This is a genomic window from Serratia sp. PAMC26656 (assembly GCF_016469055.2).
Lineage (GTDB): Bacteria > Pseudomonadota > Gammaproteobacteria > Enterobacterales > Enterobacteriaceae > Serratia > Serratia plymuthica.
The window spans coordinates 2733378-2750441 of record NZ_CP150486.1 but is presented as its reverse complement, the minus strand read 5'-3'; the positions used below and the strand labels follow the sequence as shown (position 1 = coordinate 2750441).

Sequence of the window (17064 nt, the reverse complement as noted above, 5' to 3'; positions counted from 1 at the left end):
CCTCCAAACATGAGATATCTTGTCATGCAGTGAATATAACCAAGCATAATAGAAGGCGGAAGACGCAGCGTTTGCAGTTATAACCTGTATGCAACGCCTTATCTTTTTTCTTTGGCCAAGGAGACTAAACAGCGTGACGGAACCCGATCTCAACCTACTCATTGCCCTCGACGTGTTACTGGCCGAAGGTAGCGTGGCCAGCGCAGCGCGGCGTCTTGGGTTAAGCGCCTCGGCCATGAGCCGCACGCTCAGCCGCTTGCGCACGGCAACCGGCGATCCGTTACTGGTGCGCGCCGGGCGCAACATGGTGCTGACACCTTATGCCGAAGAGATACGCGAGCGTACGCAAAATACCGTTTTTGAGGCACGCTCCGTGCTCCGCCCTTCTTCAGCGGAGCTGGATCCGGCCACGCTGGAACGCACCTTTATCCTGCGTACCAACGACGGCTTTGTGGAGGCTTTTGGCCCTGCGCTTATCGCGGCAGCAGCGGCGGTGGCCCCTTTGGTACGTCTGCGCTTTGCGCCAAAACCCGAGAAAAGTTCAAAGCCTTTGCGAGAAGGTTTGGTTGATCTCGAGATCGGTGTGTTGGGTGACATGGGGCCGGAAATACGCCTGCAGGCGCTATTCAGGGACAGGTTCGTGGGGGTGGCAAGAAAGGGTCATCCGCTGGCGCTACAGCCTGACGTGCCCCTTGAGCACTATGTTGCCTGCGGGCACGTTGTCGCCTCGCGTAGCGGGCGGATAGCCGGGCCGGTGGACCAGGCGCTGGCGGAGCTGGGGCTGGAGCGGAACATCGCCGCCGTGGTGCCGAGCTTTCCCGCCGCGCTGGCGGTAGCTCAGGCGTCTGACTTGGTGGCGCTGGTGCCCGCCTCTTTTCTTATCAATCAACCCATCGTTACTGGGAACGGGGTTGTCGCCGCACTTTTCGCTTTTGAACTGCCGGTAAAAACCCAGGGCATTACCGTCTCGCAAATGTGGCATCCGCGTTCAGAAGTGGATCCCGCCCATCGTTGGCTTCGTCAATTGGTATTGACTGTTTGCCGCCGGCAGGCACCGGAGTCATGAAAAAGCAAACAGATGCCGTGATGCGTTTCTTATGCCGGAGTAAAACGTCAGATAGAGTAATACAAGTTTGAACGGTTTAGGGCAAAGAGAACCCAAAGGAACGTTAGGCTGGATAATTACGCAGCGCAACCATTATCATGAAAGGTATTTATTGGTTTGATTCATTTGGCTTTAATAGTGCCCACTATGCAGTGCATTAAAACGATGACGCCCAATCAATCGAAGCACTGCATAGTGGAGCGGGAATATTAACGTAATGAATTCGGTTTTCTAACCTTATGTAACTAAAGAAACCGAAAATACAAAGATAAAATCGCCATAAATATCGAAGACACAATATATTGGCGCTCACCGGTCTATTAATTATCCATTAGAACTAACACTTTTTATTGGCCCTTACTTTTTCAGGGGAAATAAAATAATCAATCACTTCATCATCTACGCATTGATTGACATTAGAAAGCGCAATCGTATGCCCGTCGCCATTCACCGTAATCAAAGGGCCATTAAAAAACGTCGCCATTCGTTTGGCCCCTTCATAAGGGGTCGCGGGATCATAACGTTGTGCAACAAATAACAAAGGCGGCAATTCGGTAGAGACTACGGGGATATGTGCCGGCATCGTGCCTTTAAAGGGCCAGAGGTCGCAGACATTGCGTGGAGACTGCGTTTTTACCGGGTAGTTACTGAAAGGGGATGCATCCACTAACTTCTGTTCTTTGAGCCGGCTCTGTTTAAGGTCACCCCCCGGATTGGCCGAATCGATGCAGCCGATCAAGGTTAAATTAGCGGCCTCTTCGTCAGCAGCGCTTACGGCGTTCACGTCAGCGTTGCTGTCTGTCAGGTAGTGGGGTTTGGGGGTGTTTACCGCTCTGGGTCGGATGTTCTGCATCGGTAACCTGATCCGCTGTTTTATCCAAAATGGCCAACGTCGGGTAATCAAACTTGTCGCTATCGATTGAACGCAGCAATTTAGCCAGCTTTGGCCAATCTTCTGAAGAATAAAGCGTTTTTGTGGTCGCACTTATGATATTGCTCGCGCCTATTTCCTCGCCGTTTTCATCCGTCAGCGCCCGATTATCTGCCTTTTCCAGCAATGAATGATAGATCGCCGTGGCATCGGTTTTCGTTAATTGGCACTGCTGCTCTTCCTCACAATAAGCGGCAAAACGTTCGAATGACCGCTGGAATGACAATGCCTGTTTGTAATCACTGCTGAATGCATCGTCCGAAATGTCCATCACCCCATCAAATACCAGAGCCCTTATATTCTTCGGAAAGCGCTCTGCGTAGAGTGCCGCTACCTGGGTGCCGTACGAGAAAGCAATAGCATTCAGTTTATCCTCACCCAAAGCGGCTCTGATAACGTCCACATCATTGACCGCCTCATCCGTACCCAGGTGTTTCAGGACGTTGAGCGTCGTGCGGTTAATACAGCCTTCCAGCCAAGCCTTACTCACTTTTTCAGCCTCGGCGGTAGTAGCCGCATTGCCTGCATCGTCGGTATCGTTATCCGGCTGAGTGGAACATGAAATTTTTGGCCTGGATTGCCCGACGCCTCGTGGGTCATAACCGACAATATCGAAATTTTCATTGAGTTCTTCCGTTTCGATAGGCACTTGTATCCCCGGCAGCCCTGGCCCGCCGGGAATCGACAGCACGCTGCCCAGCCTTTCTCCGGTCGCAGGTAAACGCGTTATCGCCAACCTGACTTTTTCATGGGTATTGTCACTGTCATAGGATAAAGGCGCTTCCACATAGCCGCATTGCAGCCGTGCTGGGATCGCTTCCCCGCCGACCCATTGATTAAACGGGCTGCTTTTGCAGGAAACCCAGGATATCGGCTGAGTCTGGGATGGCAGCCCACGAGCAAAAGCCGCTGGTGAGCAAAAAATGACGGCAATAAAAACTATTGTCGGAAACCTCACACTACCCCCTCGATTAAACAAAAACTAAGGCTATAAATCGTCCAGCCCTTAGTTATATACGGAAAATACTCTCAAGAAATTAATGAAACTAAAGAAATCTACTTTTTACACACTGGCTATTTTTAAGGTGTATCCCACGACAGGACGGTAAAGTAGTTTAGGTAGGTAATTAAAGGGATGCTGAGGGGGGCGTGTTGAGTTCCAACCCTGAATTTTTATTAATAACCCAGCTTAAAAGCAACATATCCTTAACAGCCTAACGAATCAAATGGTACAATCCATCACATTCACTGTTTAATTTTTTGTTACGCTCCCCGCCTCAGTGCAGGGCGCGGCACAGCGATTACACTTTGGTAAACCAGGTAGTAAGACACATTATTTTCGGAGACTGCATGAACATGTCTGATTCAAATACCCGACCGGGTATAAAGCTTAAATTATGGTGTTGTTTATTAGGGGTAATTCTTACGGTTACCGGCTTATTCTTTGCTATTGCAGGCGGAAAGTTAGTCTCGCTCGGCGGCAGCGCCTACTTCCTGATTGCCGGTATCGTCACCCTGCTTTCCGCCATCCAATTCTTCCGTCGCAAATCCTCGGCAGTCATGCTGTTCCTGCTGGTTTTCATCGGTACGCTGATTTGGTCAGTGGCCGACGCCGGTTTTGATTTCTGGCCCTTGATTTCACGGCTGATGGTACCAACCGGCCTGATGATTCTGGCCTTCCTTAGCTGGCCTGCGCTGCGTAAACCGGAAGGGAAATCGCCGCTGGCGAAACTCTCTTATCTGCTCTCCGCCGTACTGGCTGTGGGTATGGTCGGTGCCTTCGTGCAGATGTTCCAGCCGCACCCCACCGTCGCTTTCAGCGGCCAGCAGTTACCGTTGATCCCGGTAGATAAAACCAAACAGCAAAAAGACTGGGACAACTACGGCAATACCCCAGGCGGTAGCCGGTTCGTGGCGCTTGATCAGATCACCCGCGACAACGTGAAAGATCTGAAAGTCGCCTGGACCTTCCACACCGGCGATACGCCGATCAGCCCTGGCGGCAACGGCGCAGAAGACCAGCAAACGCCGTTGCAAATCGGCAACCGCATCTTCCTGTGTACGCCACACAACAACGTCATCGCCGTCGAAGCCGATAGCGGGAAAGCGATCTGGAAGCGTGAAATCAACGCACAGTCGCAGGTATGGAATCGCTGCCGCGGCCTGGCTTACTTCGACGCCACCAAAACCCTGCCACAGCCGACAGTCCCAGGTTCAACGCCTGCGGCGCCGGTCCAGCTTGCGGCCGGTGACAGCTGTCAACGCCGTATTCTGATGAACACCATCGATGCGCGCCTGGTGGCGATCAACGCCGATAACGGCGAGTTCTGCCAGCACTTTGGCAACAACGGCATCGTCGATCTGAAAGCCGGCCTGGGCGATGCCTCGGATCCGAAATACCAGTTGACCTCCGCCCCTACGATGGCAGGCACCACCATCGTCGTGGGTGGACGCGTGGCTGATAACGTGCAAACCGACATGCCTGGCGGCGTGTTGCGTGGCTTTAACGTGATCACCGGTGAAATGCGTTGGGCGTTCGATCCGGGCAACCCAGACCCGAATGCGGCGTTAAAGCCGGGCCAGACCTTTGTGCGCAGTACGCCGAACTCCTGGGCACCGATGTCCTACGATCCGGCGATGAACACCGTGTTCATGCCAATGGGCAGCTCTTCCGTGGACCTCTGGGGGGCTAACCGCAACGCTCTGGACCACAAATACGGCGCGTCCATTCTGGCGCTCGATGCGACAACCGGCAAAGAAAAGTGGGTTTATCAGACCGTACATAACGATCTGTGGGATTTTGATATCCCTATGCAACCAAGCCTGATCGATTTCCCGATGAAGGACGGCACCACCCGCCCTGCACTGGTCTTCGGCGGTAAAACCGGGCAGATCTTCGTGCTGGATCGCCATACCGGCAAACCACTGACCGAAGTGAAAGAACTGCCGGTGAAAACCCGCAACATCCCAGGCGAGCAGTATTCGGCGACTCAACCCTTCTCTGTCGGCATGCCGCAGATTGGCGCAGCGAAGTTAACCGAATCCGACATGTGGGGCGCAACACCGTTCGATCAGTTGATGTGCCGCATCAGCTTTAAATCGATGCGCTATGATGGCCTGTTCACCGCGCCGGACACCGATCTGTCACTCAGTTTCCCTGGCTCGTTGGGCGGCATGAACTGGGGTGGATTGTCTACCGATCCGAACAACCACTACATCTTCGCCAACGATATGCGTTTGGGCCTGTGGGTGCAGATGATCCCGCAAAAAACCGACGCCAATGCGCCGGCCAGCAACGGCGGCGAATCGGTTAACGCCGGTATGGGCGCAGTGCCGTTAAAAGGTACCCCTTACGGTGTCAACAAGAACCGCTTTATGTCGCCACTGGGCATTCCGTGCCAGAAACCGCCGTTTGGCACCCTGTCCGCTATCGATCTGAAAACCCAGAAAGTGGTGTGGCAAGTCCCGGCCGGTACCGTGCAGGATACCGGGCCATTCGGCATTAAAATGCGCGCCCCAATGCCGGTAGGCATGCCAACGCTGGGCGGTACGCTGGCAACCCAGGGCGGCCTGGTGTTTATCGCCGGCACCCAGGATTACTACCTGCGGGCATTTGATTCATCCACCGGTAAAGAAGTGTGGAAAGCGCGTCTGCCGGTCGGCAGCGGCGGCACCCCGATGAGCTACGTCTCACCGACCACCGGTAAGCAGTACATTCTTATCTCCGCCGGCGGCGCACGCCAGTCACCGGACCGTGGCGACTACGTGATCGCTTACGCGCTTGATAAGTAACGCTCAAGGTTAGCAATAACAAAACGCCCCTTTCACATGACAGGGGCGTTTTTTATGAATTATCGCGAATTAGCGTTAATCCATAGAAAACAACCTTCCTTTTACAAGAATAATCCTACTGTTTTACCCGGCATTATATCCCATTCTTTCATCGGCTTTTTACCGCGCTAAGCCCGGTCATTGGCATATTCCCGCAGGCACGAATATTATTAAAACAGTTCCTTTTGGAGCGAATCTCAGGCGGTTTTCATAAAGGAACAAGACATGAGCGTTTTACCTGATCACAGTGATGACATTCATCCTGTTGATATAGCTAATGTAATTTTTGACGGGTTACCGAATCTCATTGGCGTGGGTAAAAGCCTGGGCGGACTTTTTAATAAAGGGTGGCGTGAATATACCGGTGGGGCCTCATTTGATAATGAGGATGACGGCTGGTTGAAAGCCCTGCACCCGGCTGACTATGCGCCGGTGCACAGCCTTTGGCAGCAGGCAACGGCTACCGCCAGCTCGTTCGTGAATGAAAGCCGCCTGCGCCATTGCAGCGGTGAGTTCCGCTGGTTTTTGCTGTCGTTCAACGCCGCCAAAGATCCCCAGCCTGGAGAGCCGCGCTGGTCTCTAACCTGCGTGGATATCCACGAACAAGTGCTGGAAAAGCACATCATCACCGCGACCTTGGCTGCGCAGCAAAACATGCTAGATGCCAGCGTCGACTGCATCAAGATCATCAATAATGACGGTTCGTTGCTGCACATGAACAGAGCCGGCTGCATTGCCCTTGGCCTGGATGAAAACCAAAAACAGTTTGGCATGTCGTGGCTGGGGCTGCTGCCGGTAGAAATACGCAAACGCGGCAGAAAGGCGCTGCGCACAGTGTTGAATGGCCGCAATGCCAGATTTGCCGGCCTTAGCAGCGCGCCGAATGGCAAGATGCAACACTGGGATAATATCCTCAGCCCGGTCACCGATAAAAATGGCCGGATACAAAATATATTGTGCGTTTCCCGCGATGTGACCTCGCAAAGAATAGCCGAGAAGCGTTTGCTGATCGCCAGTGAATATGACGAACTGACCGGCCTGCCTAACCGACGGTTATTCAAGAAAAAGTTAAAACAGGAAATGAAACGCGCCCTGAGCAACAATAAATTGCTCGGGCTGATTCTGTTGGATCTCGACCACTTTAAATTGGTTAACGACACCCTTGGGCATGCCGCAGGCGATCATCTGTTGCGCGTGTTATCCAAAAGGCTCACGGCGCACCTGAACCCTAACTCTTTTGTTTCCCGGCTAGGCGGCGATGAGTTTGCGGTGGTCATCAGCGACGTGGACGATGAGCAGGATATCTTCAAAATCGCCAATAACTTTCTGTTGCAGCTCGAATCGCCGATCACCCACGGCGGTAAGGCGCTGCATTGCGGCATGAGCATCGGTTGCGCCGTTTATCCTCAGGATGCGCGCGACCCGGCGGAACTGATGAAGTGCGCCGATACCGCGCTGTATGAACTTAAGGACGGCGGCCGCGGCGGCGTTTATATGTTCAATCAGCAAATGATGGAGAAGGCAAAGGCGCGCGCCTCACAGCTTAACCACGCGCGGCAGATTGTGCGTGATAACCGCATCCGCCCCAGCTATCAACCGAAGGTCAATTTGGCCAACGGCGCTATCGTGGGTTTTGAGGCGCTATTGCGCTGGTATTGTCCGGTAAACGGCATGCAGTTGCCGGATACCGTCAGTGAAGCCTTCAGTGACTATGAGCTGGCGACAAAAATCAGCGAAGCCATGCAGATGAAAGTCTTTACCGACATCTCGCGCTGGATCGATGCCGGAGTAGACGTCTTGCCGGTGTCGTTGAACGCGTCCCCTATCGAGTTTTTACGCGACAACTATGCCGAAACCTTCCTGCAACGATTGCTGATGTTCCGCATCCCGCACCACCTCATCGAGCTGGAAGTCACCGAACATGCGTTCAACAAACACGGTTCGAAGTATGTTTTACGTGCCTTGCAAATGCTCAAGGAAATGGGCATCAGGATTGCGCTCGACGACTTTGGCACCGGGCATTCGGCCTTTACGCATATCATGAACTACCCGCTGGACTGCATTAAACTGGATTGCGATTTTATCCACCGGATGAACGACGAGCCGGCCATATTGGGCATCGTCGAAAGCATGGGCATTTTGGGGCAGAAACTGTCCATCGATATCATCGCCGAAGGGATTGAAACCGAGCAACAACGCCAGACGCTGTGCGACGCCGGTTTTTATTTTGGACAGGGCTTTTTGTTCAGCAAGGCCGTTGAGGCGCCCAACGTGCTTAACCTGCTGCGGGCCAATGTTCGCGATAACGAAGAGATCGACGACTGAGGCGGGTAACATTTCGCTGCAACCTGATTTTTCTAAAATTAGTTAGTTAATTTTGTTCGTTCACAGAGTTAGCGGCTTCGAGGATAGTGAGCAGACCGCCTCAACAACATAATAATGCAGGTAATAATCATGATGTATAGCGCTAAATTAACCGCAGCGGCGGCACTCCTGAGCATGTCCTTCATCGCCAATGCTGCACCGGGAATTGATCTGATCGCCAATGAAACCCCGATCAACACGGTTAAAAACCCAGAGGCCGTTGCCAAGATCCCGGCTGGATTTAAATTCGTGGAACCGGGTACGCTAACCGTCGCCGTATCGATATTGGGTAGCGCCCCGCCGTTCGGGCTGTACGCCCGCGACAATAAAACGGTGATTGGCAGTGAGTCGGATATCGCCAGGCTGGTCGCCGATGGGCTTGGGCTAAAACTCAAACTGGTACCGACATCCTGGGAAGACTGGCCGTTGGGGGTAACCTCAGGGAAATACGACGCGGCAATTTATAACATCACCGTCACCCATGAGCGTAAAACCAAGTTCGACTTTGCCACTTATCGCCAGGACACGCTGGGCTTCTACGTGAAGGCCGACAGTAAAATCACCTCGATAAAATCCGCACCGGATATCGCCGGCAAAAAGATCATCGTCGACTCCGGCACCAATCAGGAGGCGGTGTTGCTGGCATGGGATAAAGAGAATCAGGCCAAAGGACTGCCCGCTCTCCAGCCGATCTACGTCACCGATAAAGCGGCCTCAACGCTGGCGATCCAATCCGGCCGGGCCGAGGCAACGTTCGGGCCGAACGTTGCCGGCGCCTATCAGGCTAAATTAAACGGTAAAACCAAGCTGGTCGGCATAGTGCCTGGCGGCTGGCCGCGCAGCGCCAACATCGCCGTGACGTTGAAAAAGGGGAACGGCCTGGTTGATGCCGTGCAGGCTTCGCTCAACAGCGCCATCGCCAACGGCAGCTACCTGAAAGTGTTGGATCGCTGGGCGGAAAGCGACGAGAAAATCGAACATTCTGAAATCAATCCGCTGGGGTTGGGGGACTGATCTTCCTGCTTTCAAGGCGCCGGCTCTTACCGCCGGCGCCCTTAAAGGTTGTTTAAAGCGCAACGAGTACCAGACCGCGTGCCTTGCCGGAACACGTCTCTTTCAGTGCCAACGGTGCCGATTCCAGTCCTTTAAACCGGGTCACAGGAAATTCGATGTCCGCCCATGAAGGTTGTGATAGACAGGAAAGCCATTCAGCAAATACTTCCGGATTTTCGTCAGCGCTGTATCCGCGTATCCTAACGCCCTTGACGATAATAGCGAAAGCGTCTATTTCCACAGGAGCATATTTGGTCGACTTTGCACCTGCAAGTTCGGCCGATAGCGCCCCAAGCAGGACAATCCTCGCACCTTCCCGAGCGTGAGAAACCGCGGCTTCCAATTGCTCACCGCCTACAATATCAATAAATATGTCAATGCCGTCGGGCGCATAGCGGTGCAATTGGCCGCTGATAGTGCCGTCACCGCGAATGATGACCTCGTCGTAACCCAATTCCCGCTTCATCCATGAAGCTTTTTCAGGCGTTCCAGTACTGCCAATGACTCGTTTGGCACCCAGTTTACGGGCAATTTGTCCCGCCATGGAGCCAATCGCGCCCGCTCCGCTCGAAACAAAAACTACATCGTCAGGTTTAACCTGCGTCGCACGCGTCAAAGCCGCATATGCCGTCCAGCCATGCCCCAGATAGGCGGCAGGATTAAGCAGCTCGTTGCCTAATCGAGTACAGAGATCTATGTCGACAGCGGCATATTCTCGCCAGCCAAACGGATGAAGCACAAACTCGCCCGGTTGCAAACCGCTTGCAGCAGGCGCAGACACAATCTCGCCAATTGCCGCATCTGCCAGCGTATCGCCAATGTTGATGGGTGGAAACGGAATGCCTTTTACACTTTCGGCTTCTTCACTCATCATCAGGCGGGTAGATATTGAGACTCGAAACCAGCAATTGCGAACCAATATCTCATTCTCGCCACAGGCGATATCAGGATGCTCAATAATCTCAAAGTTATCGGGTCCTGGCATGCCAGAAGAGCGTTTAAGCAGATTGATTTTCCTGTTGTGCTGCGTTGCAAAGACCATTTTATTTCCCTGTTGATATGTGAGTTAATACTCGCATTATCAATCGGAGAGCCCTCACGTGAATACTCGTGTTCCAGATACAGCACGAAGCATGCGTAAAATGCCGCAGCAAAGCCGTTCACGATTTTTGGTCGGCATCATTCTGGATGTTGCTACTCGCTTATTGGCTGAAAACGGATGGGCAAAATTTAATACCAATGAAGTGGCTCGCATTGCCGGGGTCAGTATTGGTTCGCTTTATCAGTATTTCCCCAATAAGTTGGCTCTGGCGGAAGCGATACGCAAACAACACCTCGCGTCGATATTGATGGTTTTTGAAACCGCTAACGGGGCTACGCAGGCAGACTCATTGATGGCGGAGGTTGAACGAATGATTGATGGCATCATCGCCGCGCATTTAATTAATCCGCGTTTGCACCGCGTTTTGCTTGATGAAGTGCCGCTCTCCGGGCGTGACGCACATCATGACTTTGAACGTCGCTATGCTGAGTATTACGCTACCTTTACTGCCAATCATTTGGGTTCAGAACGAGCGCAAGTCGCCAGCCAAGTGCTGGCTTCTGCAATTGAAGGCGTCGTGCATGATGCATCGCGGCGTGGGCAATTAACGTCATCAGATCTAAAACGTGAATTAATCTTGTTGGTGACCTGTTATTTGAAGGGCTAATTGCACCTTGGTTTTCTCGTGTAAGGTCATTCAATCTGCATTGAGGCGCTTTTTCTCCATTTTGCGATAAAGCGTGCTGCGCGATACGCCCAGCGACTTGGCCGCCTGGCTGATGTTGCCGTTGGCATTTCTGATGGCGGCGAACACCTCCGGCTCGGTTTGCGAAACGGCGTTGGCCTCCGCGCAAAGCGGCGGCAACGCGTTGAACTGTTCCGGCAGATCCTCAAGCGCAATCAGGTTGTCGTCATCCGCCAACGCCAGCAGCACCTTCAGCGTACTCAATAGTTGCCGTACATTGCCGGGCCACGAATAACGGGCCAGCGCAGCCAGCGTGTCCGGTGCCAGCCTGATGCCACGCTTATCGGCGCCAAGCTCATGCCAAAGGCTGAGAATGAAGCGATCGACATGCGCCCGCTGCCGCAGCGGTGAAATGCACAGGCTGAACTCCTGAATGCGGTACAGCAGATCCTCGCGGAATTCCCCCGCCGCCACCAGGGTGTTCAGATTGCGGTTGGTGGCGCAGATCAGCGTAAAATCTACCGAACAGGCATGGCGGCTGCCCAATGGCGTGACGGTTTTTTCCTGCAGTACGCGCAGCAACCGCGTTTGCAGGCTCAGCGGCATATCGCCAATCTCATCCAGGAATAGCACCCCGCCGTCGGCCTCCCTGATCTTGCCGGCGTAGCCTTTGGGATTGGCGCCGGTAAAGGCGCCGGGCGCGTAACCAAACAGCTCGGATTCGATCAGGTTTTCAGGCAGCGCCGCGCAGTTGATCGCCACGAAGTTGCCCTCCCGCCATTTGCTTTCCTGGAACAGCCGCCGGCTGAAGTGCTCCTTGCCGCAGCCGGTTTCCCCGGTAATGCACAGCGCAAGACCGGCGTTCACGATACGCAACGCTTTCTGTTTGTCTGCACCATCCCGATCAAAAGGCTGAACAAAGGGCCTGACGACATGCGAATGCCGCTCTGGCATCTCCAGCAGCGAGTAATAACGGCGACGGTTGGCCGCCCGTGTCTGACTGGGCGAGTTCAGCGTCTGTCGCGACAGTTCCGGGAACAGCGTGGCGAAATCCAGCGCTCCAAAGGACGCCGGTGAAAGGTTAAATTCTTGTATCGCCAGCCGGTTGGCGGCAGTAAGAACGTCATCGCGGAAGACCAGGATCAGTTCGTGCGCAGTACCGAGGGTATGCGCATCGCTGTGCAGGCTGAGCGTCCAGTGTTGAGCGGTGACGGTGCTCTTCACCCATTGATGTTCAATGTGCCGAACCGCCTGCAGAATCAGTGACCGGGCATCACCGTACGGGCGTTGCACCGGCGTTGAGATATCCAGTACCCCGCCAATTTGCCCGTCGGGCCGAAAAATCGGTGCGGCGGAGCAATAAAGCCCCGCGTTCTGATTGAGAAAATGCTCGTCGCCATTCACCTCGCACAACTCTCCCAGCGCCAGCGCGGTGCCGATCGCGTTGGTGCCGCGCTCTTGCTCCCCCCACTGATTGCCCGGTGCCAACGCTATGCGCGACGCCTTGCGCAAGAAATGGGTATTGCCACAGGTCTCCAGCACCAGCCCGCTGGCGTCAGACACCACAATGATGGAAGGTTGTCGGTTGATTTCGCCCCCCAGACGCGCGATCAGCGGCTGGGCCAGTTGCGCTACCCAGCCATTTTGCCCGCGCACTTCATTCAGCACGGCGGGCCGAACAAAAGGAACGTGGTCGTCGGCCCGGCTCAGCCCATAGTGCTGGCTGCGCTGCCAGGACTCTGACAGTGGGTTGGGGAGAGGCCTGCTTTCATGGTCGGAGGCGAACCCCGTTACGGCTGTCCGGTCTTTATGCAACATGCCTTTCTCCCGCGCAAAAGTGTTGCATTTTTGTATCATGAATGTGTCTCATGCGTTGCGACATGGGACACAAAAAATAATAGAAATGAATGATAAATCACCGCTTTTATTGCCGGCAGCAGATATTTATAGCTATTAACTTAATGATATTAAATAGTTTTCAAAACAAACATCGACAAAATGGAACAATGTGGCATAGGCAATGCTTATGTTTAGGCACGGTGCCACAGTTTGGCACCCCTCCTACAGCCCGTGTTTCTTTGAGAGGTGTTTAACATGAAATATGTCCATCCCGGTTTGCCTGGCTCGCTGGTTTCTTTCAAACAACGCTACGGCAATTACATTGGCGGCAAATTTGTCGAACCCGTTTCCGGTAACTACTTTACCGACACCTCCCCGGTAACCGGGAAAACTGTCGCCGAGTTCCCCCGCTCCGACGCCCAGGACATTGAGCGGGCTCTGGATGCGGCGCACGCCGCCGCAGAGGCCTGGGGGAACACCAGCGCACAAAACCGCGCCAACGTGATGCTGGCCATCGCGGATCGCATGGAGTCGCAGTTGGAAATGCTGGCGCTGACCGAAAGCTGGGACAACGGCAAGCCGATCCGCGAAACGCTGAATGCGGACATCCCGCTGGCGATCGATCATTTCCGCTACTTCGCCGGTTGCCTGCGCGCGCAGGAAGGCACTGCTGCAGAGATTGATCAAAACACCGTGGCCTACCATATTTACGAGCCGCTGGGCGTAGTTGGGCAGATTATCCCCTGGAACTTCCCGCTGCTGATGGCGGCCTGGAAACTGGCCCCGGCGCTGACCGCCGGTAACTGCGTGGTGCTCAAGCCGGCAGAACAGACGCCGCTCAGCATTTGCGTGCTGCTGGAGCTGATTGGCGATCTGCTGCCGCCGGGCGTGCTCAATGTGGTTCACGGCTTTGGCAAAGAGGCCGGTGAGGCGCTGGCGACCAGCAAGCGCATCGATAAAATCGCCTTTACCGGCTCAACCCCGGTGGGCAGGCATATCCTGGCCTGCGCGGCGGAGAATATCATTCCCAGCACCGTGGAGCTGGGCGGGAAATCACCCAATATCTTCTTTGAAGACATCATGCAGGCCGAACCGGAATTTATCGACAAGGCGGTTGAGGGGCTGATCCTCGGCTTCTTCAATCAGGGTGAAGTCTGTACCTGCCCTTCACGCGCGTTGATCCAAGAGTCTATCTACCCGCAATTTATGGAGAAAGTGCTGGCGCGCATCACCGCCATTCGTCAGGGCGACCCGTTTGACACCGACACCATGATCGGCGCGCAGGCGTCCCAACAGCAGTTCGACAAGATCCTCTCTTACATCGAAATCGCCAAAAACGAAGGCGGGAAAATCATCGCCGGCGGCGAGCGCACCCACCATGAACAGACGTTGCAGCAAGGTTTTTATCTCCAGCCAACGCTCATCACCGGTAATAACAGCATGCGCTTCTTCCGTGAAGAGATCTTTGGGCCGGTCATCGGCATCGCCACCTTCAAAGACGAAGCCGAAGCGCTGGCGCTGGCCAACGACACCGAGTTCGGGCTGGGCGCAGGCTTGTGGACCCGTGACAGCAACCGCGCCTATCGCATGGGCCGTGCGCTCAAGGCCGGGCGAGTCTGGACCAACTGCTATCACCTCTACCCGGCGCATGCCGCCTTCGGGGGGTATAAAAACTCCGGCGTCGGTCGCGAAACGCACAAGGTGGCGCTGTCGCATTACCAGCAGGTGAAAAACCTGTTGGTGAGCTATGACGCCAAACCGCAAGGCCTGTTTTAACTGAAGATTGCCCTGTTCCAACCCTACAACTTCTCGAGGTCTGAAAATGAAAACGATGAAAGCTGCTGTGGTGACTGCGTTTGGACAACCGTTGGTGATTAAAGAGGTCCCGATCCCGGAGGTCGCGCCCGGAAAAATCCTGGTCAAGATTGCCGCCACCGGGGTGTGCCATACCGATCTGCACGCAGCCGACGGTGACTGGCCGATCAAACCCAACCCGCCTTTTATTCCTGGGCATGAGGGCTCCGGTCACGTCGTGGCGGTGGGCGCCGGCGTTACCCACGTAAAAGAGGGTGATCGCGTAGGGGTGCCCTGGCTTTACTCTGCCTGCGGGCACTGTGAACACTGTCTCGGCGGCTGGGAAACGCTGTGCCATTCCCAGCAAAACTCGGGCTATTCGGTTAACGGCAGCTTTGCCGAATACTGTCTGGCCGATGCCAACTACGTGGGTATTCTGCCCGATAACGTCGATTTTCTGTCTATCTCACCGATCCTCTGTGCCGGCGTCACCGTCTATAAGGGGCTGAAAATGACCAATGCCAAGGCCGGTGACTGGGTGGTCATTTCCGGTATCGGCGGCCTTGGGCATCTGGCGATCCAATACGCCACCGCTATGGGGTTGAACGTGGCGGCGGTCGATATTGACGATGACAAACTGGCCTTCGCCAAAAGTCTGGGCGCTTCGGTGGTGGCTAACGCGCGAAACGTCGATCCTGGCCGCTTTTTCCATCAGGAGTTCGGTGGCGCGCACGGCGTGCTGGTGACGGCGGTATCGCCAAAGGCATTTGAACAGGCGACCACCGTGATGCGACGCGGCGGCACCATGGTATTGAACGGCCTGCCACCAGGCAGTTTTGACCTTTCAATCTTCAATATGGTGCTGGAAGGCACGACGGTGCGCGGTTCGATTGTCGGTACGCGCAAGGATCTGCAAGAGGCACTGGACTTTGCCGGCCGTAAGAAAGTCGCGGCAACCATCTCGGTAGAGCCGCTGGAGCAAATCAACGACATCTTCAGCCGCATGCGTGAGGGCAAAATCACCGGCCGCGTGGTGGTGGATATGTCGCTTTAAGTCAACGCATCAGGGCACTGGTTGATCGGTGCCCTTTTTATCCACGTCGGCAATGGTCTGGTGAATAAATCGCATTTTTTCCAGCACCGGTGTCGGCAACACAAAGGGGTAAAGATCGGCATGCCCCATCGAACGATTGAGCTGATTCAGCGCCCAGGAGACCGGTAGCCACTGCGCGATCAGGCAATCAAAATCCGGGGTTTCAGCCGAATGATTGAAAGCGGCGTCTGGCGCGGCAAAACCGTAAGCCGCTGCCGTGTCCAGGGTGTCGCGAATATGCAGATAATGAGCAAAGGTTTCCGCCCAGTCCTCCGCAGCGTGCATGGTGGCATAGGCGGAAACGTAACATTCATGCCAACCTTCCGGGGCGCCCTGCTGGTAATGCCGATCGAGTGCCTGCTGGTAATCCGCATCCGGGTCGCCAAACAGATCGGCAAACGCCTGCCGCCGTTCGGGCTGAATGATCAATAGGCTGTAATAGTAATGCCCCACCTCATGACGGAAGTGACCCAGTAACGTGCGGTAAGATTCCCCCATAGAAATACGACGCTGCTCGCGGTGAACGTCGTCCCCCTCCTCCAGATCCAGCGTAATTACGCCGTTCGCATGGCCGGTGAGCACCTGGCGCCGCTCGCTGGAAAGCAATTCGAAGATCAGCCCGTTGTTCGGATCGTCATTTTTACTGACTATCGGCAGGCCCAGTTCGGTCAACTCCAGTATCAGGCGGCGCTTGGCCGTTTCGGCTTCGGCAAACAGCGGGAGCGCTTCCGCATCATCATCCGCCGGCCGGGTTTGGGTCAGGCGACACGACGCACACAGATCCCCTTCTTGCGCCACCAGCCAGTTGCACTGCGCAATATGCATATTGGCGCACAGGTGCCCTTGTTCCGGGTCAGCACTGCCCGCAGGCTCGGGAGCCGCGATCGCCACCAATCTCCGGCCAGGCAAATCGAAACCCAAAGAGCTTGAGCAAGACAAACACAGCGAATTTTCAAACGACAGTTGCTGCCCGCAGTTCGGGCAAGAAAAGTTACGCATGGTCAGGCTTCCTTAGCGGCGGAGGACGTGTGGGCAGGCGCCAGAGACAGGTTAAGGGTAGCCAGACGGGCTTGGATTAGTCAAACGACCTGATTCAGACCTTGGTCTTGGTTTTGGTGATTTTTGTCGCTTTGGCGGGATTGCCGGCAACGAATTCCAGCGTTGGCGAGTAGTAAAAAGGCAACCAGGCATGGTAACTGCTTTCCCACTCCCACTTGACGGGGCAAGGCCACAGAATATCTTCATACAAAATGTAATAGACCCATCGCCCATGCGGGCGGCGCGGTTTTGCTGTGCTCATAGACACTGACTTCTCTGGCCCGATCGA

Annotated in this window: 11 protein-coding genes and 1 pseudogene; 7 read left to right on the top strand and 5 right to left on the bottom strand. The window is 54.6% G+C overall.

From position 1 onward, the window contains the following. The first annotated feature begins 133 nt into the window (after positions 1-133). Positions 134-1066 carry a LysR family transcriptional regulator gene (locus tag JEM67_RS14005; protein ID WP_199635859.1) on the top strand — a complete coding sequence of 311 codons (933 nt, stop codon included), beginning with the start codon at positions 134-136 and terminating at the stop codon, positions 1064-1066. A gap of 376 nt (positions 1067-1442) precedes the next feature. On the opposite strand, the pseudogene JEM67_RS14000 reads toward JEM67_RS14005, so the two are convergent. Further along, a pseudogene (locus JEM67_RS14000) lies at positions 1443-2994 on the bottom strand (alpha/beta hydrolase). Positions 2995-3392: 398 nt separating this feature from the next. On the opposite strand from JEM67_RS14000, the gene JEM67_RS13995 reads away from it, so the two are divergent. The 3 genes from JEM67_RS13995 (at position 3393) to JEM67_RS13985 (ending at position 9245) form a co-directional block, all read left to right on the top strand. Continuing rightward, a complete protein-coding gene (locus tag JEM67_RS13995; RefSeq protein WP_199635858.1) occupies positions 3393-5828 on the top strand; it encodes a glucose/quinate/shikimate family membrane-bound PQQ-dependent dehydrogenase in 2436 nt (811 codons plus the stop codon). 264 nt (positions 5829-6092) lie between these two features. Next, positions 6093-8192, top strand: a complete 2100-nt coding sequence (locus JEM67_RS13990; protein ID WP_199635857.1) for a putative bifunctional diguanylate cyclase/phosphodiesterase — start codon at positions 6093-6095, stop codon at positions 8190-8192. A 129-nt stretch (positions 8193-8321) separates the two neighbouring features. Continuing rightward, positions 8322-9245, top strand: coding sequence for an ABC transporter substrate-binding protein (locus JEM67_RS13985; protein WP_199635856.1), 924 nt, complete (start codon positions 8322-8324; stop codon positions 9243-9245). A 52-nt stretch (positions 9246-9297) separates the two neighbouring features. On the opposite strand, the gene JEM67_RS13980 is transcribed toward JEM67_RS13985, so the two are convergent. Continuing rightward, positions 9298-10326: an MDR family NADP-dependent oxidoreductase gene (locus JEM67_RS13980; protein WP_199635855.1), complete on the bottom strand. Its 1029-nt coding sequence runs from the start codon at positions 10324-10326 to the stop codon at positions 9298-9300. 58 nt (positions 10327-10384) lie between these two features. Between JEM67_RS13980 and JEM67_RS13975 the strand changes: the two genes are divergently transcribed. After that, the gene (locus JEM67_RS13975) at positions 10385-10993 is read left to right on the top strand and encodes a TetR/AcrR family transcriptional regulator (RefSeq protein ID WP_370576147.1); all 609 of its coding nucleotides are present in this window, start codon (positions 10385-10387) and stop codon (positions 10991-10993) included. Positions 10994-11023: 30 nt separating this feature from the next. On the opposite strand, the gene JEM67_RS13970 is transcribed toward JEM67_RS13975, so the two are convergent. After that, complete coding sequence (locus JEM67_RS13970) at positions 11024-12829, bottom strand: sigma-54-dependent Fis family transcriptional regulator (protein WP_199635854.1); 1806 nt, start codon at positions 12827-12829, stop codon at positions 11024-11026. Between the two features lie 276 nt (positions 12830-13105). On the opposite strand from JEM67_RS13970, the gene exaC reads away from it, so the two are divergent. Both exaC and adhP read left to right on the top strand, forming a co-directional pair. Beyond that, positions 13106-14626 carry an acetaldehyde dehydrogenase ExaC gene (gene exaC, locus JEM67_RS13965; protein WP_013812899.1) on the top strand — a complete coding sequence of 507 codons (1521 nt, stop codon included), beginning with the start codon at positions 13106-13108 and terminating at the stop codon, positions 14624-14626. Positions 14627-14672: 46 nt separating this feature from the next. Beyond that, positions 14673-15698 (top strand): alcohol dehydrogenase AdhP, encoded by a 1026-nt coding sequence (gene adhP, locus JEM67_RS13960; protein ID WP_199635853.1) that lies wholly within the window; start codon positions 14673-14675, stop codon positions 15696-15698. Positions 15699-15707: 9 nt separating this feature from the next. Here the strand turns inward: adhP and JEM67_RS13955 are convergent, their stop codons facing one another. Then, complete coding sequence (locus JEM67_RS13955; RefSeq protein WP_199635852.1) at positions 15708-16736, bottom strand: zinc-binding metallopeptidase family protein; 1029 nt, start codon at positions 16734-16736, stop codon at positions 15708-15710. 94 nt (positions 16737-16830) lie between these two features. Continuing rightward, a complete protein-coding gene (locus JEM67_RS13950; RefSeq protein ID WP_013812896.1) occupies positions 16831-17037 on the bottom strand; it encodes a hypothetical protein in 207 nt (68 codons plus the stop codon). Between the last annotated feature and the right edge of the window lie 27 nt (positions 17038-17064).